This window comes from Vulcanisaeta moutnovskia 768-28 (assembly GCF_000190315.1).
Classification (GTDB): domain Archaea; phylum Thermoproteota; class Thermoprotei; order Thermoproteales; family Thermocladiaceae; genus Vulcanisaeta; species Vulcanisaeta moutnovskia.
On the sequence record NC_015151.1, the window covers coordinates 1,745,369 to 1,772,095 of the forward strand.

General features: G+C 41.7%; 21 protein-coding genes. 14 read left to right on the forward strand and 7 right to left on the reverse strand.

What is annotated here, in order from left to right; all coding sequences use genetic code 11:
- The first annotated feature begins 43 nt into the window (after positions 1-43).
- Positions 44-2,968: a DEAD/DEAH box helicase gene (locus tag VMUT_RS09155; RefSeq protein WP_048057268.1), complete on the forward strand. Its 2,925-nt coding sequence runs from the start codon at positions 44-46 to the stop codon at positions 2,966-2,968.
- Here VMUT_RS09155 and VMUT_RS12330 read toward each other — a convergent pair.
- Both VMUT_RS12330 and cyaB read right to left on the reverse strand, forming a co-directional pair.
- Positions 2,945-4,126 (reverse strand): hypothetical protein, encoded by a 1,182-nt coding sequence (locus VMUT_RS12330; RefSeq protein WP_148224724.1) that lies wholly within the window; start codon positions 4,124-4,126, stop codon positions 2,945-2,947. The two genes, VMUT_RS09155 and VMUT_RS12330, sit on opposite strands and share 24 nt — an antisense overlap.
- A gap of 23 nt (positions 4,127-4,149) precedes the next feature.
- Positions 4,150-4,701 (reverse strand): class IV adenylate cyclase, encoded by a 552-nt coding sequence (gene cyaB / locus VMUT_RS09165; RefSeq protein ID WP_048056994.1) that lies wholly within the window; start codon positions 4,699-4,701, stop codon positions 4,150-4,152.
- A gap of 123 nt (positions 4,702-4,824) precedes the next feature.
- On the opposite strand from cyaB, the gene VMUT_RS09170 reads away from it, so the two are divergent.
- From VMUT_RS09170 to VMUT_RS09190, 5 genes are all read left to right on the forward strand, one after another.
- Positions 4,825-6,354 carry an APC family permease gene (locus VMUT_RS09170; protein ID WP_013605139.1) on the forward strand — a complete coding sequence of 510 codons (1,530 nt, stop codon included), beginning with the start codon at positions 4,825-4,827 and terminating at the stop codon, positions 6,352-6,354.
- An 85-nt stretch (positions 6,355-6,439) separates the two neighbouring features.
- Entirely contained in the window at positions 6,440-7,615 is a 1,176-nt protein-coding gene (locus VMUT_RS09175) for a substrate-binding domain-containing protein (protein ID WP_013605140.1), read from the forward strand.
- Positions 7,616-7,628: 13 nt separating this feature from the next.
- Entirely contained in the window at positions 7,629-8,441 is an 813-nt protein-coding gene (locus VMUT_RS09180; protein WP_013605141.1) for an ABC transporter permease, read from the forward strand.
- Positions 8,434-9,474, forward strand: a complete 1,041-nt coding sequence (locus VMUT_RS09185; protein ID WP_052298538.1) for an ABC transporter ATP-binding protein — start codon at positions 8,434-8,436, stop codon at positions 9,472-9,474. The genes VMUT_RS09180 and VMUT_RS09185 overlap by 8 nt, the downstream gene beginning before the upstream one ends.
- 109 nt (positions 9,475-9,583) lie before the next feature.
- Entirely contained in the window at positions 9,584-10,915 is a 1,332-nt protein-coding gene (locus tag VMUT_RS09190) for an NAD(P)-dependent malic enzyme (RefSeq protein ID WP_013605143.1), read from the forward strand.
- A gap of 1 nt (position 10,916) precedes the next feature.
- Here the strand turns inward: VMUT_RS09190 and VMUT_RS09195 are convergent, their stop codons facing one another.
- A complete protein-coding gene (locus tag VMUT_RS09195; RefSeq protein WP_048057271.1) occupies positions 10,917-11,213 on the reverse strand; it encodes a stationary phase-response protein in 297 nt (98 codons plus the stop codon).
- A 275-nt stretch (positions 11,214-11,488) separates the two neighbouring features.
- Here VMUT_RS09195 and VMUT_RS09200 point away from each other — a divergent pair, with 275 nt between their 5' ends.
- Both VMUT_RS09200 and VMUT_RS09205 read left to right on the forward strand, forming a co-directional pair.
- Positions 11,489-11,953: an Lrp/AsnC family transcriptional regulator gene (locus tag VMUT_RS09200; RefSeq protein WP_013605145.1), complete on the forward strand. Its 465-nt coding sequence runs from the start codon at positions 11,489-11,491 to the stop codon at positions 11,951-11,953.
- A gap of 82 nt (positions 11,954-12,035) precedes the next feature.
- Positions 12,036-14,390 carry a DNA-directed DNA polymerase gene (locus VMUT_RS09205; RefSeq protein ID WP_013605146.1) on the forward strand — a complete coding sequence of 785 codons (2,355 nt, stop codon included), beginning with the start codon at positions 12,036-12,038 and terminating at the stop codon, positions 14,388-14,390.
- A 41-nt stretch (positions 14,391-14,431) separates the two neighbouring features.
- Here the strand turns inward: VMUT_RS09205 and dnaG are convergent, their stop codons facing one another.
- Positions 14,432-15,802 (reverse strand): DNA primase DnaG, encoded by a 1,371-nt coding sequence (gene dnaG / locus VMUT_RS09210; protein WP_013605147.1) that lies wholly within the window; start codon positions 15,800-15,802, stop codon positions 14,432-14,434.
- Between the two features lie 231 nt (positions 15,803-16,033).
- Between dnaG and map the strand changes: the two genes are divergently transcribed.
- Positions 16,034-16,939 (forward strand): type II methionyl aminopeptidase, encoded by a 906-nt coding sequence (map, locus tag VMUT_RS09215; protein ID WP_148224726.1) that lies wholly within the window; start codon positions 16,034-16,036, stop codon positions 16,937-16,939.
- 3 nt (positions 16,940-16,942) lie between these two features.
- Here map and uppS read toward each other — a convergent pair whose 3' ends face one another.
- A complete protein-coding gene (gene uppS, locus VMUT_RS09220) occupies positions 16,943-17,659 on the reverse strand; it encodes a polyprenyl diphosphate synthase (RefSeq protein ID WP_013605149.1) in 717 nt (238 codons plus the stop codon).
- A 120-nt stretch (positions 17,660-17,779) separates the two neighbouring features.
- Here uppS and agl3 point away from each other — a divergent pair, with 120 nt between their 5' ends.
- Positions 17,780-18,946 (forward strand): UDP-sulfoquinovose synthase, encoded by a 1,167-nt coding sequence (gene agl3, locus VMUT_RS09225; protein ID WP_013605150.1) that lies wholly within the window; start codon positions 17,780-17,782, stop codon positions 18,944-18,946.
- A gap of 100 nt (positions 18,947-19,046) precedes the next feature.
- Positions 19,047-20,912, forward strand: a complete 1,866-nt coding sequence (locus VMUT_RS09230) for a threonine--tRNA ligase (protein ID WP_013605151.1) — start codon at positions 19,047-19,049, stop codon at positions 20,910-20,912.
- Between the two features lie 115 nt (positions 20,913-21,027).
- On the opposite strand, the gene VMUT_RS09235 is transcribed toward VMUT_RS09230, so the two are convergent.
- On the reverse strand, positions 21,028-21,693 hold the full coding sequence (locus VMUT_RS09235) for a DUF981 family protein (RefSeq protein ID WP_013605152.1): 666 nt from the start codon (positions 21,691-21,693) through the stop codon (positions 21,028-21,030).
- 223 nt (positions 21,694-21,916) lie between these two features.
- Here VMUT_RS09235 and VMUT_RS09240 point away from each other — a divergent pair, with 223 nt between their 5' ends.
- Complete coding sequence (locus VMUT_RS09240; RefSeq protein WP_013605153.1) at positions 21,917-23,086, forward strand: Nre C-terminal domain-containing protein; 1,170 nt, start codon at positions 21,917-21,919, stop codon at positions 23,084-23,086.
- Here the strand turns inward: VMUT_RS09240 and cyoE are convergent.
- Positions 23,079-23,933 carry a heme o synthase gene (gene cyoE, locus VMUT_RS09245; RefSeq protein ID WP_013605154.1) on the reverse strand — a complete coding sequence of 285 codons (855 nt, stop codon included), beginning with the start codon at positions 23,931-23,933 and terminating at the stop codon, positions 23,079-23,081. The two genes, VMUT_RS09240 and cyoE, sit on opposite strands and share 8 nt — an antisense overlap.
- Positions 23,934-24,084: 151 nt before the next feature.
- On the opposite strand from cyoE, the gene VMUT_RS09250 reads away from it, so the two are divergent.
- A complete protein-coding gene (locus VMUT_RS09250) occupies positions 24,085-25,674 on the forward strand; it encodes an ATP-binding protein (RefSeq protein WP_013605155.1) in 1,590 nt (529 codons plus the stop codon).
- A gap of 82 nt (positions 25,675-25,756) precedes the next feature.
- Positions 25,757-26,722 (forward strand): tRNA guanosine transglycosylase family protein, encoded by a 966-nt coding sequence (locus tag VMUT_RS09255; RefSeq protein WP_048056995.1) that lies wholly within the window; start codon positions 25,757-25,759, stop codon positions 26,720-26,722.
- Positions 26,723-26,727: the final 5 nt, after the last annotated feature.

The following is a 26,727-nucleotide window of genomic DNA, read 5'->3' on the forward strand; positions in this document are numbered from 1 at the left end:
AAATGGGTAGGGCCCATGGTGTTAATTGTATAGTGTTGGTACAATGAATAGCCATAGTGCTGAAGTTTCTGTATCTGTCAAGGAGTTAGATGATGTTTATAAGTTACTTCATCCTATAATTCAATCGGCACTTGTTGAGAGGGGTTTCCTAAGGGCTACGGAGCCCCAGAAATCGGCTATTCCAAGGATACTTAATGGTCGTAATGTACTAATAATAGCACCAACAGGTAGTGGTAAGACGGAGGCCGCGGTACTGCCCGTACTCTCAATGTTTAGGTGGGGTATGGATAAGGGCGAATTTATTGATAAGGGTATATACATACTCTACGTTACGCCACTTAGGGCGTTAAATAGGGACCTGCTTGATAGGCTTGTTTGGTGGGGTGAGAAAATCGGTGTTAAGGTTGGTGTTAGGCATGGGGATACTGATCAGAGTGATAGGGTTAAGCAAAGTAGGGATCCGCCGCAGATGCTCATAACAACTCCCGAAACACTCCAAGCAATTCTAGCTGGTAAGAGGTTGAGGGAGCATTTAACAAAGCTTAAGTGGATAATAGTGGATGAAATTCATGAGTTTGCCGAGGATAAGAGAGGCACACAACTGGCCTTAACCCTTGAGAGGATTAAGTGGTTGATTGGTAGGAAGCCTCAGATAATTGGTTTGTCAGCAACAGTTGGCAGTCCTGAGGAGGTTGCAAAATTCCTCGTCGGTAATGACGATGAGTGTGACATAGTACAGTCAAGTATTGTTAGGGAGATGCAGCTGGATGTGGTTCGTCCAGAAACTACGAGTGAGGATGAGGAGGTAGCTAAGAACGTTTATTTATACCCAGATGCAATCGCAAGACTTAGGCTCATTAGGGACTTAGTGAGTAAGAATGGCGCTACAATAGTTTTTGTGAATACACGATCAATGGCCGAGCTATTAATGTATAGATTTGCCATGCTTGGTTATGATTCCGTAGGTATACACCATAGTTCCTTGTCTAAGGTTTCGAGAATAACCACGGAGAGGGCCTTTAAGGACGGTAAGTTGAAGGCCGTAATAGCCACGTCGAGTCTTGAGCTTGGTATTGATATTGGTCGTGTGGATTTCGTAATCCAATACTTATCGCCTCACCAAGTGGTTAGGCTTGTTCAGAGGATTGGTAGGAGCGGTCATAGGCTTGATAAGGTACCAAGGGGTGTTGTAATAACTGAGGATCTAAATGATACGCTTGAGGCTGTGGCAATAATTAATAGGGCTAAGTCTGGGCTTCTTGAGGCTACGCAAATACCTGATAAGCCCTATGACGTGCTTGTTCATCAAATAGTTAGCCTATTAATGATTAAGAATAGGTGGCCCATTGATGAACTCTATGATTTAATAAGTAGGGCTTACCCATACAGGAAGTTATCAGTTGAGGAGCTTAAGGGTGTATTGAGGTTCATGAGTGAGGTCCTCAACCCAAGGCTTGCATACTTCATTGAGGATGAGGGAGTCGTACTTAAGCCAAGTGGTTTCAGGGCTAGGAGGGAAATGTATAGATATTTCTTTAGCCAAATGTCCATGATACCTGACGAGAAGCATTACCTGGTGATTAACCAAGCCAATGAGGAACCCATTGGAGTACTTGATGAGGCTTTTGTGGCTGAGTATGGGGAGCCCGGCGTAAAATTCGTGTTTAGAGGTGGTGTTTGGGTTTTGCAGAAAATTGTTGGTGAAACTATCTATGTAGCCCCTGCTAAGGATACTGTTGGTGCGATACCATCGTGGGTTGGTGAGGAGATTCCAGTACCCTTTGAGGTCGCGCAGGATGTTGGTAGTATTAAGGAGGAGATAAGTAATTACATTACTAAGGTTGGTCCTGAAGCGACCAGTGAGGTCTTCGCAACGAAGCTAGGCATTTCTAGGGATACTATTAAGTATGTTATTGATAGGGTCATGGAGCATCTTGAAAGTGGTGTTCCAATGCCATCGCATAGGCTCATTCTTCTTGAGCGTGTTGGTGATTTAATAATATTGTATACGCATGGTGGTACGTTAGTTAACAGGACAATAGCCAGAATACTTGGTGAGGTACTTACTGAGAGACTTGGTTATCCAGTTGGTGTTCAGCAGGATGCCTATGCCGTTATCCTACAATTGCCAAGGCCTGGTATTGACACAACACTAATTGTACACACAATAATGGATATAGCTAACATGGATGATAAGGTTTTCATTGACTATGCAATGAGGGCGATAACAAGGACTGGTATTTTCAAGAGAAAGTTTGTTCATGTTGCCCGGAGATTCAATGTTATTAGGAAAGACAGGGAATTAAGTGACTTAGCGATAACGAACCTTGTAGAGCTTTATAGAGGGTCGCCGGTATTTACGGAAACCCTTAAGGAGGTATTAACGAGGGACTTCGACCTGGATAATACGTACTTATTCCTAAAGTCATTAGCTAATGGTGAGAGGAAGTTAATAACGATGGAAAGGAGTGAGTTTAGCCCAATGAGTAGGGAGATCGTGGATAAGATAAGCCATAGACTAGAGGTAATGGCGCCGGAAAGACTTGACAAGTTGGTTAGGGAGAGTGTTAAGGCTAGGCTACTAAATGAATCAATGACCTTAGTATGCCTTAACTGTGGTTGGGTTGGTTCAGCTAGGAACAAAGACCTGCCAGAAAAACCCAAGTGCCCCAGGTGTGGTTCGGAAAGACTTGGCGCGTTAAAGATTGATGAAGAGAAGATTAGGCAGATTGTGGAGAGGTGGAGAGAAGGTAGGGCTAAGTCTGATGACAATGAGTTAATTCAGTACATAGGTAAGACGGCAGAGCTAGTTAGTAAGCATGGTAAATTAGCAGTATTGGCATTGTCAAGTAGGGTTAGGATTGATGATATTGAGGAGTTCCTGCCAAAGATAAATGACGTTGATAAGTTGGTGCTCGTAATTCATGAGTTGGAAAAGAGAGAGTTAAGGAGGAGGTTCATGGAGTGATGCGTCATAAACAGCCTTAATCAATGAAATCTCCATTTCATTAATGCTAGACCTCCTTAATTCCACAAATCTTCTGTAAACCTCAATAACCTTATCAATCCTAAACCTCTCACAGTCATTATTTATGCACATATTAAATGGTGGTATATTATTCCGGACAAAACCAACAACACTACTTCCCTGCCCAATGTACTTGCCGCTCATTATTGATGTATTAATCCCAACCTTAACCCAATCACCAATTATTGAGCCAAGCTTAATCATGCCCGTATCAATACCCATATACCTAATATCACCAATAGTGTTTTTCAAATTAGACGTTACAGAACCAGCTCCGATATTCACCCACCTACTCACGTAAGAATCACCTAAGTAACTAAAGTGTTCCTTAAGGCTGTTCACGTCCATTATTGAATTCTTAATCTCACCACCAACGGCATTATTCATGTATAGAACAGTGCCTTCCCTAATGTATGCATGGGGCAATACCCTAGAACCAGGTCCTAGTAATGAAGGACCCTTAACATAGGACAGGGGTTCTACTGTGGAGTTTATTGTTATTACATCACCAGCCCTTTCATCAATAATTGCATTACTTGAAATATCGGAATCCAGGTTCTTACTACCAAGCAACTTTATTAAATACTTGGAATTACTGCGGAGTAACTCCGTGTTCCACTTAATTACTGACCAAATACCATTATTCATTAGCAAATCACAATTATTAATTACGTCCCTATTCGTCTCATTACCTCTATCATTCACGACATTAATTAATACCCTATCGTCACACCTAACCTCAGTCCCTGCACTAACATTTCTTAATATTTTATTTAATGTGTCTATTTGTGGAACTAATGATGTGTGAATTATGAGGGATGGGCCATTAATATCCTCAATACTATCTAAGTACCTTATTGAGTACTTCATGTTGAGCCTTGTCAGTAGTGACTCGGCAATTCCTCGCCAATACTTTGCTAAGTAATTGCGGGTTATTACGTAGATATTAGCATCATACCCTAGACTCATGAGCCACAGTACTATATGTTCATAGTAACGAAGACCACCTATTACTATGTCACTAAGCGGTGTACTAATTGATATGGGATAATAATTCCTGTACCTGTCCTCAATGATTATGACATTATCAAATTGCACAATTAATGCTATAGCCATGATTATTAAGGTTTATTCATACTATTCTTCTCAAGTACTAATTCAAGGTACGTCTTTCTCTCAATCCAATCCCTCCTAAGTCCTAGCTTATCACCAAGCTGAAGAACTTCCTCCGTAGCCTTATTTATTAATTCCCTATCATTTACCATAGTCTCAACCTCAACGAAATTCCCCAAGCCCTCAACAATGTCTATGTATATCGTAAAATTCTCATAATTATAAATATCCCTCCTCTTAATAACCCTAGCAACCTCCTTAAAATCAAGTCTCCTAAGGATTTCTAGAAGGCTTTCGAGGTCATTAACGGTTACGCTCAGCTCCTCACGTGTCTTCCCAATACCACCAATACGAGGCCCTTTATACGTTAGTACTACAGTACCATCACCATAAATCCTAACCCTGAGCGCCTCATCGGTCTTCGCAAAATCCCTTATTGGACTATTGAAATAGATATCAGTTTCCTCAGTATGTTCGAGAAATTTAGCGTTTAATGCCTTCAATTTCTCCTTAATCACATCGTGACCCGGAACCCTATACTTGACCTCGACTTCAAACACGGCATGTTTATAATACATACTATTTTTAAAGTATGCGTTAAATCTATTGTTTAATAATTTGATTAAACAATAAACGATAATAATGAACAGAGAATTTATAAATTATTTAAAATAACTATTATAATGATGGATAAGGAATACCAAGTCTTTGTTAGGGAATCCACGGGTTTAGTTAAGTCGGCTGGTTTTTGGGATGCCGTTTCAATAAATATTGCCAACATGTCAATTGGTGCTGCCTTGGCTACTGTTGGTTTTACTTTGGCTGCCCTACCAACTGTGGCGGGTGCGAACCTTGTTTATGCCTCATTAATAGCCGCATTATTCGCAATACCCCAAGTCATCGTATACTCAACACTAATTAGGCACATACCAAGGGTTGGCGGGGACTACGTATGGCTAGGCAGAGCTCTAGGGTCAAAATTAGCATGGCTAACAAACGGTCTTATTTTTGGTTTTATAATAGAGAGCCTAACGTATTATGCACTAATAGCATTTGCAGCGGTTTTCCAAATAGAATCGGTATTACCAATACTTGGTATTAATGTATCATTAACACCAATTCAAGAGGTCGGCATAGGCATAGTCTTCTTTGCGGTAATTGTGCTTACAAACATCCTAGGGACTAAGTATGGTATTAAGTTAATGACTATATTAACCTCAGTATCATTGCTCGGATTGCTAATCGCCATGGCGATACTCTTCATTATGCCCAAGGCCCAAGTTATTAATGCAGTATCCTCATTACTACCACCCGGTTATACATACCTGAGCGTGGCTCATGGTTATTCTGGTCCTTTCTTCTCCATGAATACAATACTAATGTTACTACCTTTCTTCGCAATATACGTCTACCCATGGTTAAATGCTGGGCCTGCAATAGCAACGGAAATAAAGGGTAAGAACGCACTTCACTGGAACGTGCCTATGGCATTCCTATTCTCATTAGTATTCCTGACCCTCGGTTTTGAGGCAATGTATTATTCACTGGGCTTTAATTTCGTGACAGCCGCATTATCAAATCCAAACCTCAACGGTATTATTAATTTCTGGACCGTGGCAATGGTTGCCTCACACAATGTGGCATTAAGTTGGTTCATAGGCATCGCATCTGTTGTTTGGTACTTGGCGGTTTTAGCTTATGGTGCTATTGTTGTTGTTAGGTATTGGTTTGCCCTTGCCTTTGATAGGGTTTGGCCAAGCCTCTTCGCCTACATAAGCCCAAGATTCGGAACACCAATATACGCGCATACATTTGACTTGGTAATAACGGCAGCGTTAATAGCCGCAGCTGGTTTTATCTATAATACATTTACAGCATTGTACGGTGCTGTTGTTGAGGCAATAATATACTATATGGTCGTTGGCATCGCCGCTATCATAATAGCAACACTTAGATACTCATCATTCAATATGGGTAGTAGGTCCAGGGCAATCTTAACAGTATTTGGTGTATTGATGGTGGGCGTAATGGCATACATAACATATGAATTCCTAGCCTATCCACAGATTTGGGGTGGTAATTGGCTGGCCTACGGAGTAGAACTCGGCGCAGTAATACTAGGAATAATCGTGTATTTAGTATCACGTCATGTTAATCTTAGGAAATACGGCATTGACATATCTGTGGCATATACTGAGATACCGCCAGAGTGATTATAGTTTATTTAAAAATGAAAGTTATTATCAATTATCAGATAAAAAATAAAACTTTAATACAGGCAAAAATCGATTCAGGTGTATGGCGAGCACAACCGTTTGGTTAGTCGTTGGATTAATAGTGGGTCTTGTGGTTGGTATAGCGATTGGTTATGCAGTAATGCCGCCTAAGACAGTTACTGTTACTAAATACGTTAATGTAACCACCACAACTAATGTAACTACCCCCGTCACTACTACGACTACGGTATCAACGGCACCCTTTGCAGTTGGTGCTGCTGGTACACTAAAGTTTGCCTTTGGTGATATACTTAATGTTATGCAGAGCATGTATCCAAGCATAACGATAGCCCCTGCCATGTTTAAGGGCAGTGGTGAGGTTGCACATACTGAGGCAACTACTCAGCAATTCAGTGTTGTGGCTTCTGCGGATACTACGACAATACCTTCTGTACTATTCCCCAACTACACTAATTATGAGATAGCCTTTGGAATAACACAAATGGTCATAATAGTTGACCTAAACACCACTGCTGGTCAGGAGGTTTATCAACTATGGCAACAGGCTCAGTCGTATCCACCATTATCTGCACAGTATAACGAGACCTGGCAGAAAATATGGCAGATAATAGCCCTTAACTCAAGCACTGTAGTTGGTGTTTCAAACCCATTCACGGATCCATCTGGTTACCAAGCACAGTGTGTCGTTAAGCTCGCAGGACTTGCTTTCTTTAATAATGCATCGTACCTCTACAACGCCATTTATGGAAACCCAAGTAAGTACATGATGAGGAATACAGAGATAGACCTACTAACACTAATGACCTCTGGGCAGGTGGACTTCATATTATCAGCCTACGAGAGCAATGCAATACCACAAACGCAGACTTATCACAATACCGTATTCATAACATTACCGCCTTTCGTAAACCTCGGTAATCTAAGTTACGTCAATTATTACCACCAGGTTAGTGTTACCTGGACCGAGAATGGCGTCACAAAGACCTTTGCATGCAATCCAGTGGTTTACACAATAACAATACCATTCCAGGCACCAAATAAGCAGGCTGCTGAATACTTCCTATTACTGCTCTATAGTCCAATTGGTCAGAAGATACTTGAGGAGAATGGTATTGTACCCATAATACCCGGTATTGTATATGGTAATTACAGCGCTGTGCCTAATGCAATTAAACCCTTTGTTGCGCCCCTAAGCCAGTACCCACAGTATGCATCCATATTCCCAAGCCAAGGCTAAGGGAATTAAAGGTATGCATTCATTAAAATCAAACATACCCATAATCCTAATCCTACTAATCTCCGTATTTATTTTCTCAATTCTCATAATATACCCACTAGCCCTACTTATAGTGCTTGGTTTCCCATTGATACCTAAGGCTTTATCCGTAATGAGTTTCATACAGGCCATTGAGGTTACTGTGACCATGTCAACACTATCAGCCTTAATAGCCATAATCATGGGGACACCAATAGCCTACGTAATGGCTCGATACAACTTCCACCTAAAGAGTATTGTTGATGCTGTGATTGACATACCAATAATGATACCGCATATAATAGTTGGAATAATGGTTGTATTGGCCTTCGCATCATACTACGGACTTGGCTCTATCCTGAAGGCGCACGGTATTAACTTCATAAATACGCTTTGGGGGGCCACAACTGCCGTGGCTTTCCTCTCATCGACATACTACATAAGAGTTGTTGAGTCATCAATTGTAATGATAAATCCTGAGATGGAGGCTGTCGCAAGAACACTGGGTGCAAGTCCACTAAGAGTCTTCACTTCAGTAATACTCCCGAGAATCTGGAGGTCGATGGCGACCGGCGCCATTTTGTCATGGGCAAGATCGGTCTCTGAGGCTGGTGCCCTGTTTATTGTTGCATACTATGTACTATTTGGTAAGAATCTTGTTTACCCAGCCTCTGTCTATATCTATGAGAGTTACGTAGGTATTGGTTTAGTAAATGCCGTGGAGTTTTCAGCGGCTCTTGTCGCGGTTATTCTCGTAATTTTCGTAATCTACAGGGTCTTAATTAGTATAGGTGGTGGTCATGCCTAACATGGTTGAGTTGAGAGGGGTTGTCACAAGGCTTAGATACTTTACCCTAGGCCCCATAAGTACTGTATTTGGGCGTGAGACGTATAATGTGGTTCTTGGGCCAACAGGATCAGGTAAGAGCACATTGCTTAAGGTAATTGCAGGTATTTATAGGGCTAGTATGGGTAATATATTGATTGATAGTGTTGATGTGACTAGGGAGCCGCCAGAGTCCCGTAATGTGTCGTATGTGCCACAGGGATACGCGGTCTTTGACCATATGACTGTTTATGAGAATATTGAGTATGGGCTTAGATTTAGAGGTGTGCCAAGGCAGGATAGGCGTAGGCTTATTCAGGAGATTGCTAAGGACTTAGGTATTGATTATTTGCTCAATAGGAGGGCAGTTAATTTAAGTGGTGGTGAGCAGCAGAGGGTTGCGTTGGCTAGGGCGCTCGTTATTAGACCTAAAGTCCTACTACTGGATGAGCCTCTCTCAATGCTTGATAGAGAGACTAGGGATAGGATAATGATTATGCTGAGGGAATTGCCTGGGAGGTATGGTATTACGGTAATTCACGTGACTCATGATTGGGATGAGGCATACTCACTGGCTGATAAGGTATTTATTATGAGGGAGGGCAGGATAATAGAGGAGGGAAATCCTGAGCAGGTATTTAATAAACCAAGCAGGGTTTTCACAGCTAAATTCCTCGGTTTTCAAAACATAATCAGAGGTATTGCGGAGGGCAGTATCGTTAGGCTTAGTAATGAGATTGAGTTACGTATTGATGAGTACGTTGATGGTGAGGTTTATGTTTGTGTACGGCCGGAATGGATTAGGGTCGCTAGGGATGAAGGTGTTAATATTGATGGTCATAATGTGCTTAGGGGTGTTGTTAATGAGGTAATTAGGAGTAGATTTGGGTATCAATTATTGGTTTCGATAGGTAATAACCTGTCTTTAACGGCAATATCGAGTAGTGTCTTCAAGCCTGGCGATAAGGTTTTACTTTTAATACCTAGGGAAAGTGTTCATGTAATTAAGGATTGAATTAATGAATCTGTATTCAGTTGAATATTTTTCATATAATTTCTATATTGATCAATTGCCGAATTCATATTCAGAAATCAATATAAATCCTTAAGTTGTGCATTTCGCGATGAGCGAGGAGTCAAGTAAATGGTTTAAGATAGCCATTGAAGCATCAAGAAGGTATGGGGGGAAGATAATGATATTACCGAAGGTACCCGTTAGGAGTTTACAGGATTTCTCAATATGGTACACGCCGGGTGTCGCTGCGGTTTCAAAGGAGATAAATGCGGATGTTGATAAATCCTTTGAGTACACATGGAGGTGGAACGCAATTGCGATTTTAACTGATGGTAGTAGGGTACTTGGGCTTGGCAATGTTGGTCCAGAGGCGGCGATGCCAGTCATGGAGGGCAAATCGCTCCTCTTTAAGTACCTTGGCGGTGTTGATGCAGTACCATTACCTGTAAGGGTTAAGACGCAGGACGATATTGTTAATATTGGTAAGACAATAGAACCTGCCTTCGGTGGTATTAACCTAGAGGATATTGAGTCACCAAAGTGTTTCCACATACTCGAGAAATTAAGGGAGGAGCTGAAGATTGCTGTTTGGCATGATGATCAACAGGGAACAGCCGGTGCAATATTGGCCGGTCTAATAAATGCCTTTAAGGTCGTTGGTAAGAAGATCGAGGATTCAACAATAGCATTCATAGGCGCTGGTGCATCGAACATAGCCGCTGCCAGGGTATTGATTAAGTACGGTGTTAAGCCAGGTAATATAATACTCGTTGATAGTAAGGGAATACTACACCCTGAGAGAGAGGACATGGATAAACTAATGCTTACTAATCCCTGGAAGTATGACTTAGCAATAAAGACTAATGCTGAGAGGAGGAAGGGCGGTATTAAGGAGGCTCTTGTAGGGATAGATGCCGTGGTTGCAGCATCTGTTCAGGGACCCGGCGTGATTAAGAAGGAGTGGGTTAGGTCAATGAATAAGGACCCAATAGTCTTTGCCCTAGCAAACCCAATACCGGAGATCTGGCCTTGGGAGGCTAAGGAGGCTGGTGCTAAGGTTGTGGCTACAGGTAGGAGCGACTTCCCTAATCAAGTGAATAATTCCCTGGTGTTTCCAGGCGTTTTCAGAGGTTCGCTGGATGCTAGGGTTAGGACGATAACTGATGAATTGATAATAGCCGCTGCTCAGGAAATAGCGAATTTCGTTGGTGATAAATTGAGTGAGGACAAGATACTACCGACGATGGAGGAGTGGGACTTCTACCCAAGAGTTGCTGCTGCTGTTGCTGTTAAGGCTGCTGAACTGGGTGTTGCTAGGAGGTCCTTAACCTGGAAGGAGGAGTATGAGAGAGCTAAGGAAGTTATTGCTAGTGCTAGGTTAATGATTGAGACCTTATTTGGTAAGGGATTAATAAAGGACTTACTGAGTGACATGACTTAAATTATACTGAGTCCTTAATCTGTTCAAGTAATGAAATTACCTGCCAGAAAATAACCCTACTAAAAAGTGGCATGTTTGGGTCCGCCAATGCATCATCGAGTATACTAATAACCGTTGAAGCCTTTAGGCCTGGGCTCATGTTTGGGTCCATTAATATCCTAACAGCCTCACTGGCGGCCCTTCTAATATTTCTAGGTATACCCATGTCCTGAACAACCCTCGTTAGGTAATATAGGGCCTGCTTTATTCTCTCGTCCGTTTCATCCTTACTCAATCCAGGTGTTTGTCTACTTGACATGGTCATCACCAAAGAAGGTCTTTTGTGCTGAACAATCGTTGATAACTAATATAAAAACATTTTCTTTGATTAATTCATTAATTACTCTATAGCATTCATGTTTTTTCAGGGTTTAAGTATGCATGAATTATTTACGCTTTTATGATCATCATCATGGTTAATTGATCTCTAAATAGGTATGTGGAAAAGATAATTATGTAAAGTGGTTATGTGCGTTATGAATATTTTTATAACAAGCGAATGTTTTTTAAATGAGTTCACTGGATACTTCATTGATGTCAATAACCGAGGAGATAGACCAGACCGATATTGAAATTTTAAAGATGTTGCAGGATGATTGCAGGATAACCCTCGATGAAATGGCTAATAAGCTGAAGATTTCAAAATCAACGGTTTACTATAGGATTAAGAAGCTTGAGAGACTTGGCATAATACTTGGCTGTCACGCCAAGTTAAGCCCTGAGAAAATGGGTAAGGATTATGTGGCTGTGGTATTAGTTAAGGCTAGGTACGGTCCTGGTTACCACGAGAAGGTTGGCCAAAAGTTGGCGAGTATTGGTGGCGTGACTATTGTTTATTACATATTTGGTGAGTGGGACTTTGTATTGCAGGTTAGGGCTAGTGGTAAGGATGAGATTCTTAGGATACTTGAGCAGATAATGAATATGGAGGAGGTTGAGAGAACATCAACATTGATAGTGGCTAAGGTCATTAAGGGGGATCCAAGATTACCCATCTAAAAGGAAAGGATTAACTACGTAGTTGCTTTAAATTAATTCATGAAGAGTAAGTTTAAGATATTTGTTCTTTACTAACTTAATAATGGAATTAACATTCTGGTTATTGGACGTAACATATGGTGTTGTCGGTAACGCACCAGAGCTTAGATTATTTGGTATTACTAACGATGATAAAAGGGTTCTTGTTCTTGATAGATCCTTTCGACCTTACTTCTATGTATTACCGTCAGGCGATGTCAATAATGTATTCACTAACGTTAAGCGTAAGTTGGAGGGTAAGGTATTGAATGTGGAGATTGTTAAGCGTAGGTTATTTAGTAATGAGGTTGATGCTATTAAGGTAATTGCGACAATTCCTGAGAAGGTTAGGGAACTTAGGGAACTCGCTGCTGAGGTTCCAGGTGTCGAGGATGTACTTGAGGCCGACATTAGGTTCTCACAGAGGTACTTACTGGATATGGGTATTAAGCCGAGCAATTGGGTTGTTGTTGATCAGTGTGAGGAAACTAAGGGTAATTACCAGGTTGACCTGGTTTGTCTTGCTAAAACAAGGCCTAGGATGATTGAAGAACATAAATTACCTAGTTTCAAGATCCTTGCATTTGATATTGAGGTTTACAACCCAAGGGGTATGCCAAATCCTGACAGGGACCCCGTGATAATAATATCAACGATGACCAAAGAGGATGGTGTTAAAATGTTTGTGGTGAATGATGATAAGAACGATGCTAAAATAATTAGGGAATTCCTAGATTACTTTAAGAGGTACGACCCTGATGTTGTGGTTGGTTATAATAATAATGGTTTTGATTGGCCTTACCTAGTTAATAGATCCTCGAGAATCGGCGTTAGGCTGGCCCTATCCAGGATGAGTAATCCACCTGAACCCAGCGTTTATGGCCACTGGTCAATAATTGGCAGAGCAAATGTCGACCTATATAACTTCATTGAGGAGGTTGGTGAGATAAAGGTGAAAAGTCTTGATAGAGCTGCGGAGTTTTTTGGAATAATGAAGAGGGATGAACGTGTTTTAATACCTGGCCACAGAATACATGAGTACTGGGATGATAAGTCTAAGCGTGATCAACTACTTAAGTATGCCAGGGATGATGTGGTCAGTACTTACGGCTTAGCTGAGAAACTTCTTCCATTTGCTATTCAATTATCCTCAATATCAGGGCTTCCACTGGATCAAGTAGGTGCGGCTAGTGTGGGTGCTAGGGTTGAGTGGATGATATTTTATGAGGCTGTTAAGAGAGGCGAGTTAGCGCCTAATCGTGAGGAGAGACCCTACGAGACCTATAAGGGCGCTGTCGTGCTTGAGCCAAGGCCTGGTCTTCATGAGGACATTGCCGTGATAGACTTCTCAAGCATGTACCCGAGCATCATGATGAAGTATAATGTTTCACCAGATACGCTAGTACTTGGGGATTGTGATGATTGCCACGTAGCGCCTGAGGTTAATTACAAGTTTAGAAAGTCACCCGAGGGATTATATCCAGGTTTACTTAGGATGTTAGTTGAAAGTAGACGTAAAGTAAGGGAGTTAATGAAGAAATATCCAGAGAATAGTCCTGAGTGGACCCTTTTGAACGAGAGACAGAGGGCGCTTAAGGTTATGGCTAATGCCATGTACGGATACTGTGGTTGGTTGGGGGCTAGGTGGTATAGGCGTGAGGTCGCCGAGGCTGTCACGGCATGGGGCAGAAACTTGCTCAAGACTGTTATTGAGAAGGCTAAATCCCTGAGCCTTCCAATTATTTATGGTGATACTGACAGCCTATTTGTTAGGAATATCAGTGATAAGGTTGATGCATTAATTAACTACATAAATAATGAGCTTGGATTTGATGTAAAGGTTGATAAGGTGTATAGGAGGGTTTTGTTCACGGAGGCTAAGAAGAGGTATGTTGGTTTAACAATCGATGGTGAGATAGACATTGTTGGTTTTGAGGCCGCTAGAGGCGACTGGGCTGAGATTGCTAAGGATGTTCAGGAAAGCGTCGCCGAGATAGTGCTAACAACGGGTGATGTTAGTAAGGCGGTTTCTTATGTTAAGTCCATAATTGATAAGGTTAAGGCGTATCAATTCGATATTGATGATGTAATCATTTGGAAGACACTTGATAAGTCGTTGAATGAGTATAAGGTTTTGACGCCGCATGTTGCTGCGGCTAAGCAGTTGGTGGAGGCTGGTTATAAGGTTGGTAAGGGTGACATGATTGGTTACGTAGTTGTTAAGGGTGGAGGCGCCAAGTTGGCTTATAAGGTTAAGCCATACATACTTGTTAAGGATATTAGGGAGATTGATGTTGATTACTATGTTGAGAAGCAGATAGTTCCTGCCGCTATGAGGATACTCGAGGTTTTGGGGATTAAGGAGTCACAGCTTATGGAGGGTAAGGCAGGTAAATCAATACTTGACTACTTCTCATAACTTATGAAAATATTTAACTAGGATTATTTTACTTAAGGTTCTCATTGCTTGGTTTCAGTATTTACCTTACTTAGGTACTCATCTATGGTTAGTATTAGCATGTCAGTGGGTACCTTCGTTATGTTGCCCACTCTCGACATAATTAGTAACTTGACGCCTTTGCTTGATGCAACATCCACTAGGCGTTGTGTGCAGACGCCATCAAACACAACGGCATATGCATTGGGTAATTGCTGCAGTGTATCAACAAGGTCTCTCACGGGTATCCTCTTTACCTCAGTCCAGTGGTCATCATATATTACTGCCTCTAGGGTTCCGCTCAATTTCTTCATCTCATCAATAATATTCTGAGGCAATTGAGGTAATTCAAGGCTTGCCTGCTGAGGCTGAGGTGCTGGTTGTGGAGTGGTAGCTTGTACCGGAGTTACTGCTTGCACCTGCTGTGGCTGTGGTGTTACTTGAACTTTCTCGGTTTGTTGCGGTTGTTCCTGAATTGGAACTTCTATTGCCTGTGCCTGTGGTATTTCCTGCTGTGTCTGTGCTTGTCTTGCTTCCTCAATCATCTTCCTTTCTTTCTTCTCAAGGCTCGCTAGGTACTCCTCAGCAGGTACCTTATTTCTAAGTGCCTTTGTTATTTCCTTAGCCGTTAATTGTTCAACTTCCTTACCAGGCGGCGCCTTAGCTATGTAATCAATATCAGCATACTTAAGCAACTCCTTAAGTAGCATTTCACCACCTCTATCTCCATCAACAAAGGCGATTGTGGTCTTTTTCTTACTTAATTCAATCACGGTTTTCGGAACACCACCGCTTGATCCTCCAAGGCCTATTACGTTCTTAAACCCATGCTTAACTAGATTAAGTACGTCTGCTCTACCTTCAACAATTATTACTGTATCAGCCTTATCCACTTCAGACCCTGCAGGTAATTTTTCTGGTCCATACTCAATAACCTCGGTTTCCCTAATGTTCTCCATAAACTTCGTAATCAACTCCTTAGTATCGGGTAATGCCTCATGCTCAACAAGCTTAAGCAACTCCCTAGCCCTATCAAAGATCCTCTTCCTCTTCTCCTCCCTGAGATCCTTAATCTCAACCACCTGAACCTTAGCGTTGTAAGGCCCTACCTTATCCACAGTCTCTATCATTGCAGCCACAAGGGCAGTTTCATACCTATCCAGGTTCGATGGTATGTAGACCTTACCAATGGTCTTATCACCCTTATACTCGGTCTCAACCTCTATCCTGCCAATCCTGCCATTCATTTGAAGTTCCCTCAAATCAAGTTCATTGCCTAAAAGTCCCTCTGTTTGGCTGAATAATGCGCCTATTATGTCGTACTTCTCCACAGTTCCCTGAACCTCCACATTAGCGACTACTAGGTACTTAGCCACAATTGTTAAGGCTCCCATTACGACACCAAGTACTTCATGACTAAACTAGGTTAAAATGATTTCGCCTATGGTTATTCCTAGCAAAGTACAGGCCTTACTCCTCTTCTCACCTGATTCCCTTTGTGGATAGTTAGACTACCTTGATTGAGTATCATTATTTTCTCTCACTATCTCACACATTACTAATCCTACTCAATACAATTACTAATAGGACAAGGCTATTTAAAGGAGTCTATGTGATCAGCTTACGTGCCTTCGGACCTAGTGAGGATTTATGAGAGACTTGGTGTTATTGCAAGGGATGCGCTTAATTATGCGATGTCAATGGTGGAACCTGGAATGCCGATACTTGAGCTATGTGAGAGGGTTGAGAATAGGATTAGGCAAAGTGGTGCAAAGCCAGCATTCCCTGTTAATGTAAGTGTTAATGAAGTTGCTGCCCACTACACAGCGACTATAGGCGATAAATCAGTAATACCTAAGGGCGCCATTGTTAAGATAGACCTTGGTGCGCATATCGACGGCTACATAGTGGACACAGCGGTTACGGTTACATTTAATCCAATGTATAATCAATTAGTTAAGTCCTCTATGAAAGCACTAGAGGCTGCTCAATTAATCATGAAACCTGGCGTTACATTAACGTCAGTGGGTGCGCAAATAGAGAGGGCTATAAGGTCCTTCGGGTTTAAGCCCATTAAGAACCTAAGTGGGCATTTAATAAGAAAATATGTACTTCACGCTGGTAAGTCAATTCCCAATTATGATAATGGTGATAAGCAGAAGATAGTTGAGGGTGAGGTGTATGCTGTCGAGCCTTTCTCAACGAATGGAGCTGGTTATGTAGATGATGGGCCGCAAGTCACGATTTACCACCTACTTAAGAACCCAAGCCCTACAGATCCTCACTATGACGTGCTCTCATACATAAGTAGTGAGATTGGACCGTTGCCATTCACCCCAAGGTGGCTTGTTCCTAGGTTTGGCGATAAAGTTGGTGATTTAATAAACGAGTTATACGTAAAGGGTCATATTTATGGTTACCCCGTGTTGATAGAGCATGGTAAAGGCTTAGTGGCTCAAGTTGAGGATACATTTATGATAACCAGGGATGGTGCGATACCAGTAGTTAATGTGCTATCATTACTAAAGTAAGAATTACCTGCCAAACCTCCTTTCTCTCCTTTCATACTCGTCAATTGCTTGCTTAAGATCCTCTCTGGTTATTTCTGGCCAATATTTATTCAGGATGTAGAGTTCGGAGTATGCAGTTTCATATAGCAGGAAATTACTTATCCTATGTTCTCCTCCAGTCCTAATTACTAGGTCTGGTTCAGGGTAGGGCTCATCATTCACGTATAGGTACTTAAATAACGCATTTTCATCAAGGTCACTAATGTTTACTTTACCACTATTATAATCAATAAGCAATTTCTTCATTGCATCAATTATTTCCTGCCTACCACCATAAACCACCGCCAGGTTTAAATAATGATCTGAGTAATCTGCCGTAGTCTCCTCAGTAAGTTCTATTTCTCTACGTACATCCTCAGGTAAGAGCCAAGTCCTACCAATGACCCTAACCCTAACCCTATTCCTATGAATCCTCACATCTCTTCTAATCTTGATCAGTTTCTCCTTTAACAAACTATACAGTAGATCAAGTTCCAGCTTGGATCTTCTAAGGAAGTTTTCGGTGGATAATACGTACACTGTAACAACCTTTATACCAAAATCCAAAGACCAATCTAGAAACTCCTCAACCTTATCTGAGCCAATTCTATAGGCCTCTGTTATTGGTAATCCAACCTTCCTAGCCCACCTCCTATTCCCATCTGGTATAACACCAACATGTACTGGTACTGCACCTGGCATTCTATTTGGATTCTTGAAGATTGTCTGCCCCTTTTAAAGTTATGCCACCTAATTTATGGTTCCTTAATCGCTTGGGTAATAAATTTATTTTTGCATAATTTCGATGCTTTAGGAAATACAATGAGAGTATTAATACTTGGTATTGATGGGTATTTGGGCTGGGCATTGACATTAAGGCTAATTAGGAAAGGACACGAGATTGTTGGCGTTGATAATTTCTATACAAGAAGGGCCGTGAATGAGGTTGGCTCTGACTCGGCATTACCCATACTCTCAATGCAGGATAGGATTAGGGCTATTGAGGAGATCTTTGGCGCCAGGTTAGAGTTTATTGAGGGTGATGTCGCTAATTATGACTTGGTAAGGAAGGTCGTTGAGAGGTATAGACCCGACACCATTGTTCACTTTGCTGAGCAGAGGTCAGCGCCATACTCAATGATTGATGTTAATCATGCCAAGTACACAATCATTAATAACCTAACGTCAACGCTAAATGTGATATACGCCGTCAAGGAGGTTAGGAGGGATATCCACATATTGAAGATGGGTACCCTGGGTGAGTATGGCTACCCAGCATTTAGGATACCGGAGGATGCCTTTATTGATGCCATTATTCAGGGGGTTAGGGATAGGATTACCGTGCCCAGGTGGGCCGGCTCTTGGTACCACTGGAGTAAGGTGTTTGATTCATACATGCTTCTATACGCGAATAAATTGTGGGGCTTAACAATAACTGATTTTCATCAGGGTCCTGTGTACGGGACTAGGACTACTGACATTATTTCGGAGGAGTTATTCACTAGGTTTGATGTTGATGATGTGTGGGGTACGGTAATAAATAGGTTCTGTGCTGAGGCTGTTGTTAATCATCCATTGACTATATACGGTAGTGGTTTACAGAAGAAGGGTTTCACGTCTCTTGAGGATACAATAACGGCGCTGGCGGCATTAATAGAGAATCCGCCGGAGCTTGGTGAGTTTAGGACTGTGCATCATTATAGGGAGATAAAGACGCTGAATGAAATGGCCGAATTAGTTAGGAGAGCCGCTAAGCAAGTGCTTGGTTATGAACCGGAGATAACGCATCTACCTAATCCAAGGGTTGAGCCTGAGGAGGACTTGCTCTACGAGCCAGAGAAAAGGGTGTTGCCCAAACTCGGTATTTATAGGCTTACTAGGGTAATGGAGGATGAAGTTGTTACAATGCTTAAGGACCTTAAGCCATACACTGATAGGATTAAGAGGATTGAGGCATTGTTTAAGCCGAGGATTAAATGGAGAGATTAGTGGAATAACCCTGACAAAAAGAACGACAAGCCTCGTCCCCTTCAGGGCGGGGAGGAGGTCAGATTAATAAATTAATACTAGTTTGTTTCTGTCGTAATTAATGAGGTTATTATTCATACATGCAGAGGATTTTTCATACCAGGTTAGGGATAAGGCTGTTGAAAACCCTGAACCATTAACACCAGAACTTGAGAAGGGCGCCGCAAAGAACGCGCTTGTGGTTTTTGTGAGCGTTGAGGATAACGATAATGAGGAACCCAGCTATATAAATTACGTCGTTGATGAAATATTAAGTGTATTAAATGAGGTTAAGGCGTCACAATTAGTCCTATATCCGTACGCGCACTTAAGCCCTAACCTTGCAAGGCCAAGTAAAGCATTAAGCGTTTTATCGGCTGTTTATAATAAATTGAGAGAGAGATCACCAGTTCCTGTAATGAGAGCACCATTTGGATACTATAAGGCATTTGACATTAAATGCTATGGGCATCCACTCTCAGAGCTCAGTAAGTCGCTTAGTCCTAGCATGATTAGTGCACAGACAGTTCAGCAACAGGCTGTGGGTAAGGATTACTACGTTATATTGACTCCTAATGGTGAGGAATACGACGCTATGAAATATCAATTCAAGCCTAGTGAGGATGACTTGAAGGCTTTGGTTGAGAAGGAGGTGCTGAAGATGGAGCTTGAGGGTGGTAAGGAACCTAGGTATATCGATTACTGCCGTAAATTCGGCTTTGAATGGGAATCCATGAGTGATGTGGGTCACATGAGGTATGGACCAGCAGCAACATTAATGATGGAGCTCGTTGAGGACTATGCATGGAAATTAGCGAATGAACTTGGCATACCCGTGTTTAAGATCAGGGGTACTAACATGTTTAGGCGTGGTGAGAGAGCTATTGATGAGCATGCCAGGTTGTTCAATGAGAGGATGTATACGATTGAGGGCGATAAGGACGAGTTGATAATGAGGTATGCCGCCTGCTTCCAGCAATTTGCAATGATTAAGGACTGGGTGTTGAGTTATAGGGATATTCCCATTGGTATGCTTGAGGTTGCTGATAGCTATAGGTATGAGCAACCTGGCGAGACCGTGCTATGCTTTAGGCTCAGGAGGTTTTACATGCCTGACCTGCACATTTTTACGAAGGATCTAAAGAACGCAATGGATGTTGCCCTGAAGCTTCATGAGATAATATTTAGGGAGGTTAGGAAGTTGGGTAGGGACTACGTGAGCCTATACAACGTCACTAAGCAATTCTACGATGAACATAGGGATTACCTAATCGAGTTGGCTAAGCGTGAGGGCAAGCCGATGCTCATCAGGATAATGCCAGAGCAGAAGTACTACTGGGTCCTCAATGTTGAGTTTCACATAGTTGATGAATTGAGGAGGCCTAGGGAGATAGCCACGTTCCAGTTCGATGTTGGTAACGCTCAGAGGTTTGGTATTAAGTATAGGGATGAGAATGGGGAGATTAGGTACCCGGTGATTATACATACGGCGATAATAGGTAGTGTTGAGAGATACATATACGCGCTCCTTGACACGGCGGCAATAACCGAGTCTAAGGGTGAGATCCCAAGATTACCAACGTGGGTTTCACCAATACAGGTTAGAGTAATACCGATTAGCAAGGAGCACTTGACCTTTGCAAACGAAATTGTCTCAAGACTTGAGGATAGGATGATCAGGGTTGATATTGATGACAGGTTTGATGAGACACTAGCCAAGAGGGTTAGGGACGCGGAAACCTTCTGGGTGCCCTATATCGTAGTCATTGGCGATAGGGAAGTTAAGACTGGTAAATTAAGCGTTAGGGTTAGGGGTGTGCAAAAGCCCATTGAGATGGGCATTGACGAGTTTACCAGCAAGATTGAGGAGGAGATTAAGGGTTACCCGAGAAGACCACTTACGATGCCTAAGTACTTAAGCATGAGACCTGCAAGCGTAATAACCTAATACTCAGTGCTCTTCCCAATCATCACTCATCAGGCAGCAGCCCTTATCTTCACCAGGTTTTTAAGAAAAGGAAGGAAAATAAACTTTAATTTTGAAACAGAATTGAATTTAATTATCAGCCTGACACGCCATACCAAGGAGCCCACTTAGCCCAGATCAATGTGTGTTCAAATGTGGCACTTATACCTATGAAGAATGCTAGGATACCGGATAGGATTAGTAAGACCATGACAAGGACACCAACGTACCTACCTGCATTATTCCTAGGCAACATGGCGCCTGGGCTAATTAGCATCGCTATCCCCAGGAACAGGTACATAGCACTCGCAAATAAAGGCTCTGTAGTCAACCCATGTACTAGTATATCAACACCATAAACAATAACTGGTATGCTAAATAACGCTATGGGTAGCGCTAGGTACCTTAAGTCAGCACCTATGTACATTGCTAAGCCAAGCATTAATGTTACTAAGCCAAAGATTGGCCAAGCGTCGGAAAAGACCAGGTTGTACGAACTTGGAAGCGGCCAAGTCATTGAAGCCCAAAGACCAGTGATTAGTGCGTAGATCCCAACACTTATGAAAAAGATGCTTAGGCACTTATTTATATTAATGCAGGCAGTAACTCCCTGAATTCTTTCCACAGTCTCTGCCCTAGACCCATCAGCGGCTATTCTAGGTCTCCTAATGAAGTTCATGAAGACGCCATACGCTGCGGTTATTAGTGTTATTCCAAGTATCATTAGCCAGATGTCCAGTGGGTCCGTAAAGAGACCTGCCATTCTCAATCACCATTCTCATTCACTTGATTACAATATATAAATCAGCATATGGATGCATTTGATGCACTTATTTTTACACTTAAAAATTCATTATTTATTATTGCATTAATTAGCATGTAAATAAATGTTAATGATTATAAAAGTATTCAAATGAATTCTTCACCCAGCATTCCTTATTTAACAGCAAATCTATTTAATTTTCCAGGATTATTAAATATAGGCAATGGTTAGATTTAGCGAATTATCGCCTGAATTCTGGAGAGAATTTAGGCTTTGGCGTAGTGTGGGCAATGAAATCAGTGGTTTATCACCACCTGGAAATTTCATTGGTTCTATGAATTACCCATACATTAATGTTGGTGCATTAGTTAATGACGGTAGCAGTGACGCATCAATACTTGATAACCCAGAGGAGTGGTTTAAACGTGGCTTTACCCAATGGGATATTGTCCGGTTAAGGTCTAGGATAATACTCAGTAGGACGAGGGCTTCAGTTAATTCACTTAATAATCCCATAATTAGTAGGATTCAGGAATTAAGTATTGGGCGTAATTCAGTTGATGTTGAGGTTAGGTTGAGGAAATTGGTGCTTAGGGCGTTGGCTGATGATTATCACGCACCGCTTGGTAATATTGGTGAGTTAAGGGATTTGAGGATAACGTCTAATGTCAGTGCCGAGAATGTGGTTGAGCGGTTAATCAATGACTATGATGTGGATGCCGAGACGGCCGTTATTGAGCTTTACCGTGGCTCAATACCTGTATCCCGTATACAGCGCATGTTTACGATTGGATTGTTAGGCAGTAGGAGATTTAGGAGGTTAGTACCGACAAGGTGGTCTATAACGGCTGTTGATTCAATAATTGGTGATTACCTTAGGAACAGGATTATTGAGTATGATGAGGTTGGGCAGGTAGAGGTTCACAAAATGGAGTACATGGGAAATAGGTATTTTGTAATACTCATACCAGGTCCCTGGAGGTATGAACTTATTGAATTGAAAATGCCCGGCTCGATATGGAATAGAGACGGTAACTCGCCCAGGGTATTCGCAGATTACGAGAGGACAAGGGGCATGAAGGGGTATGCGGAAAACACGGGTGGTGCGTTTTACGCAATTAGGCTTGGTGTCCTTGAGTATCTCAATAAGGTTGGTAGGCAAGCATCTGTGATAGCAATTAGGGAGGTAACACCAGAATATAAGGTTCCTGTGGGCATCTGGCAGGCAAGGGAGGCTGTTAGGAATGGCATGGGGGTTAATATAAGGGGGTTTTCGGACGTTAATGAGGCAATTAATTACGTGAATGCTTCATTATTGGCGGGAAGTGTATGGCTTAATCATAGTCGCCTCATTAGGGAGTTTAGGAATGATTTGGCTAGGTTCTTCATTTAATGAATGATAATGCCATGCCGATTATTAGGAAGACCGTTAGTACAGGTGAGCTTGCCTTGAACATTTGCCAGAATACCTCCCTACTGGGCTTAATTATGGCCTTAATACTGTAATAACTGCTCCAGGCTGCTGTAATGATTAGTATCACTAATCCAATGAAGTTCTTGAGTATGAGTATGTAGAGGAATAGCATGTATATGTTTGAGAGTACATTTAGTAGTGCCACCATTATCATGGCCTTATCCTCACTCATCTCAAGAGGCAGCATCTTGATGCAAGTCCTTGAGTAATCATCCTTAGCCCTAATCACGAGGCTCCATATGTGTGCGGGTATCCATAGGTATATGGCCATGGATAATAGGATAGCCTCGAGGTCCAAAGGCCTTGCCACAGTCCACCCAGCCAGTAATGCCGCATTACCAGCCACACCACCAATTAGGATATTACTCCAACTCCTGCATTTCAGGAGTATTGTATAGATTACTGCATAGAAGAACCAACCAAGCACCACAAATATCGTCGGTAACAAGCCAAGCCATAAATATGATAATATGAATCCAATAATAGACAAGATCAATGACTCGATTAATGCATTACCTGGACTCACACGGCCTGCAGGTATTGGCCTAGTCCTAGTCCTGGTCATCTCAGCATCAATATTTCTCTCATAATACATGTTAAATACTGCAGAACCACCAGTACTCAGAAGCCCTATGAGCGCCAGTTCTATTACATAAATTGCATTAATACTGGGTGCCGCGGCGAATATGTACCCAGCTATAGCGGCGAGAATAAGTAGCCAAATAACTCTTGGCTTCATTAGTACTATATAATCCTTAATTGTCACGTTTAGTAATTATTAACTGTTGCGTTAAAAACTTTATTTCATAATCCATGTTAAAGTAATTGGTGAGATTCTGTTTAATTAATTTAACACCAATGCACGACTCCTTATTTTATTTAATAATAATAAAACTAGGTAATTCCCGATTAATGATGTGAGGGTTGGTGTTATAATTAAGGCGCAAAGCCCTAGATCATTTTGGTTTAGGGTATTTGATAATGTGGAGGATCGAATAAACGTTGGCACATTCGTAACCCTCGATAATTATGAAAATAGGACTAATGGCCCAATACTCGCCAGGGTAACAAGGGTTATTAGGCATAATTACCTGGTGGATGATAGAGTCATTGCCCAGCTGGGTAGTGAGGATGTGATAAATACCTTTAGGGATTATGGAGTAGATATACAGTATATTGCGCAGTCAACACTAGCCAGAGCATCAATTATTGGTTATAGGGTTGGTGCACGATTTTCTAAACCGCTCAAGCCCCCTAAGCCTATGGATTTTGTGCATTTACCAGCTGAGGGTGAATTAAGTAGGTTACTGAGGCTTGATAATAATGGTGTTATGTTGGTGATCGGTAATATTAGATCACTATCAATACCTGCAGAGCTAGATGCCAATAAGCTGGTTTCTCATCACTGCGCAATACTTGCTGCCACTGGTGGTGGTAAGTCTTGGTTGGCGGGTGTTATAGTTGAGGAATTAGCATTGAGGGCCGAAATACCGATAATAATCATTGATCCACATGGCGAATACTCAGCAATGCAGGTCCCTAAGTTTACCACTGATGACGCCAAGTACGTATCAGGTTTAGTACGGGTTTATGTGCCAGGTAAGGTTGATACCGCAAGCCTTGATGAATACTTCAGGAGTAGGTTTGGTGTTGAGAGGAGATATACCAGGTTTGGTATTAATCCTAGGGCATTATCGTTAAGGCTTATGGAAGGATTACTAAATCATTACTATGGACTTACGGATGCCCAAAGGAGGATTCTTGAGGAGGCTTGGCAGTACATGGGTATGAATAATGAATTAACGAGCATAGAGGAATTCATAAATGACTTAGAGAAGAGCGGTGGTAAGGTCGTTAGGGGTTATGGTAATGAATTAGCATTATCCACATTACTAACCAAGGTCAGGATGCTAGTGGAGAATAGGCCATTCTTTATAACGAGACCTGGCGAATTTTATGGAAATGAACCAATAAGGTTGTTGGATATTAAGGATCTCATGGAGTATGGTATCCACGTACTTGACTTAAGTGGTTTAGACCTAGTGGATCAGCAGGCTCTTGTGGCCTTAATACTAAGTGATATATTTAGGGCATCCACAGTGAGGAGGGACAAGCCTATACTTATCGTCGTTGAGGAAGCGCATAATTATGCTCCATCAGTTAGCTCATCACTTAGTACATCGACGCTAATAAAGATCGCCAGAGAAGGTCGAAAATTCGGTGTTGGGCTCTGCATAATTAGTCAAAGGCCTTCTAAGGTTCACCCTGATGTACTAAGTCAGTGTCTAACACAGGTTTTTAAGAGGATTATTAATCCCATTGATCTTAAGTACGTTAGAAATGTTGTGGAGTTTATCTCTGATGAGGACCTATGGGAGGTAAGGGTTCTTAATGAGGATGATGCCTTGGTAACGGGATTGGCTGTTCCAATGCCATTGCCTGTTAAGGTTAGGGATAGGTTAACTGAGCATGGTGGTGTGACACCAACGCTTATTCCCAGGAAATAATATCATAAGTGTGTAACTTAAGTATAATTTAAGTATAATAGAGTTAGGTAAAACTTTTTATTATGTCCCATTGACGTATAACGTGCGAATAATCTTAGGCACGCCAATTAATTCGAGACCTAAACCCTGGCTTTATTTCCATGTACCGACTATTATGGTGAATGCCTTTGATGTTATAAGAAATAGGATTAGCAAAAAGGAACGTGTCATAAAGAATGTACTGCAATACGACGGTGAGGTTTGGATGGATAGTGGTGGATTTCAATTTCTTAGGCATGGTAAAGTACCAGAAATAGAGGACTTAGCTAAGGTTTATGACCAATTCTGGGATATTAGGTACTTTCTAAATCTTGATTATCCTCCAAGCCCTACTGATAGTGATCATGAGTTGGAGGCGAAATTAAGGATGTCAATGGTTAATTATGAGTATTTGACTAAGAGATTTGATAACGTATTACCAGTGCTCCATTATCACTGGAGGACCGATATAATCATGGAGTATCTAGTTAAGTATCTAGACTTTAATCCTAAGTGTATTGCAATAGGAGGTTTAGTACCTTATGTATTGATCAGTAGGGGTGTTCCTAAGGATTCGCGGAGATCGGCATTAAGGTTTCTACTAAGGATCAAACAGGAAACAGATACGTGCATTCATGTACTTGGCCTTGGATCACCGATAATAAATCCAATACTAAAGTTGATAGGTGTTGATAGTACAGATACGAGTACCTGGAGGGTTAAGGCGGCCTATGGTAAGGTGATAATGCCTGGCGGTGGTGAGAGGCACGTGAGCGGTCGATCCATAAACTTTGGCGGTAAGAAGATTACCCCCGATGATTTAATGAGATTACATAAGTTCCTTAGAGATACTGGCTTTCCAATAATTGATAGGTTTAATGATATTAAATTAAGTTTTGAATATAGGGCCTTAATTAATGCCTGGGTCGTGCTCAATAGCTTTGAGGAACCAAATTCTGGCGTGTTTAGGGCTATATATGATGAGTTAGTGAGCATGTTTTCCAAGGAAGCTCTTGAAAGAGCGTACTAGAGGAT

Excerpts from the sequence above, each read along its gene's own strand:
- VMUT_RS09155 (WP_048057268.1), top strand. The coding sequence starts at position 44 with ATGAATAGCCATAGTGCTGAAGTTTCTGTATCTGTCAAGGAGTTAGAT.
- VMUT_RS09170 (WP_013605139.1), top strand. The coding sequence starts at position 4,825 with ATGATGGATAAGGAATACCAAGTCTTTGTTAGGGAATCCACGGGTTTA.
- VMUT_RS09175 (WP_013605140.1), top strand. The coding sequence starts at position 6,440 with ATGGCGAGCACAACCGTTTGGTTAGTCGTTGGATTAATAGTGGGTCTT.
- VMUT_RS09180 (WP_013605141.1), top strand. The coding sequence starts at position 7,629 with ATGCATTCATTAAAATCAAACATACCCATAATCCTAATCCTACTAATC.
- VMUT_RS09185 (WP_052298538.1), top strand. The coding sequence starts at position 8,434 with ATGCCTAACATGGTTGAGTTGAGAGGGGTTGTCACAAGGCTTAGATAC.
- VMUT_RS09190 (WP_013605143.1), top strand. The coding sequence starts at position 9,584 with ATGAGCGAGGAGTCAAGTAAATGGTTTAAGATAGCCATTGAAGCATCA.
- VMUT_RS09195 (WP_048057271.1), bottom strand. The coding sequence starts at position 11,213 with ATGTCAAGTAGACAAACACCTGGATTGAGTAAGGATGAAACGGACGAG.
- VMUT_RS09200 (WP_013605145.1), top strand. The coding sequence starts at position 11,489 with ATGTCAATAACCGAGGAGATAGACCAGACCGATATTGAAATTTTAAAG.
- VMUT_RS09205 (WP_013605146.1), top strand. The coding sequence starts at position 12,036 with ATGGAATTAACATTCTGGTTATTGGACGTAACATATGGTGTTGTCGGT.
- dnaG (WP_013605147.1), bottom strand. The coding sequence starts at position 15,802 with ATGGGAGCCTTAACAATTGTGGCTAAGTACCTAGTAGTCGCTAATGTG.
- uppS (WP_013605149.1), bottom strand. The coding sequence starts at position 17,659 with ATGCCAGGTGCAGTACCAGTACATGTTGGTGTTATACCAGATGGGAAT.
- agl3 (WP_013605150.1), top strand. The coding sequence starts at position 17,780 with ATGAGAGTATTAATACTTGGTATTGATGGGTATTTGGGCTGGGCATTG.
- VMUT_RS09230 (WP_013605151.1), top strand. The coding sequence starts at position 19,047 with ATGAGGTTATTATTCATACATGCAGAGGATTTTTCATACCAGGTTAGG.
- VMUT_RS09235 (WP_013605152.1), bottom strand. The coding sequence starts at position 21,693 with ATGGCAGGTCTCTTTACGGACCCACTGGACATCTGGCTAATGATACTT.
- VMUT_RS09240 (WP_013605153.1), top strand. The coding sequence starts at position 21,917 with ATGGTTAGATTTAGCGAATTATCGCCTGAATTCTGGAGAGAATTTAGG.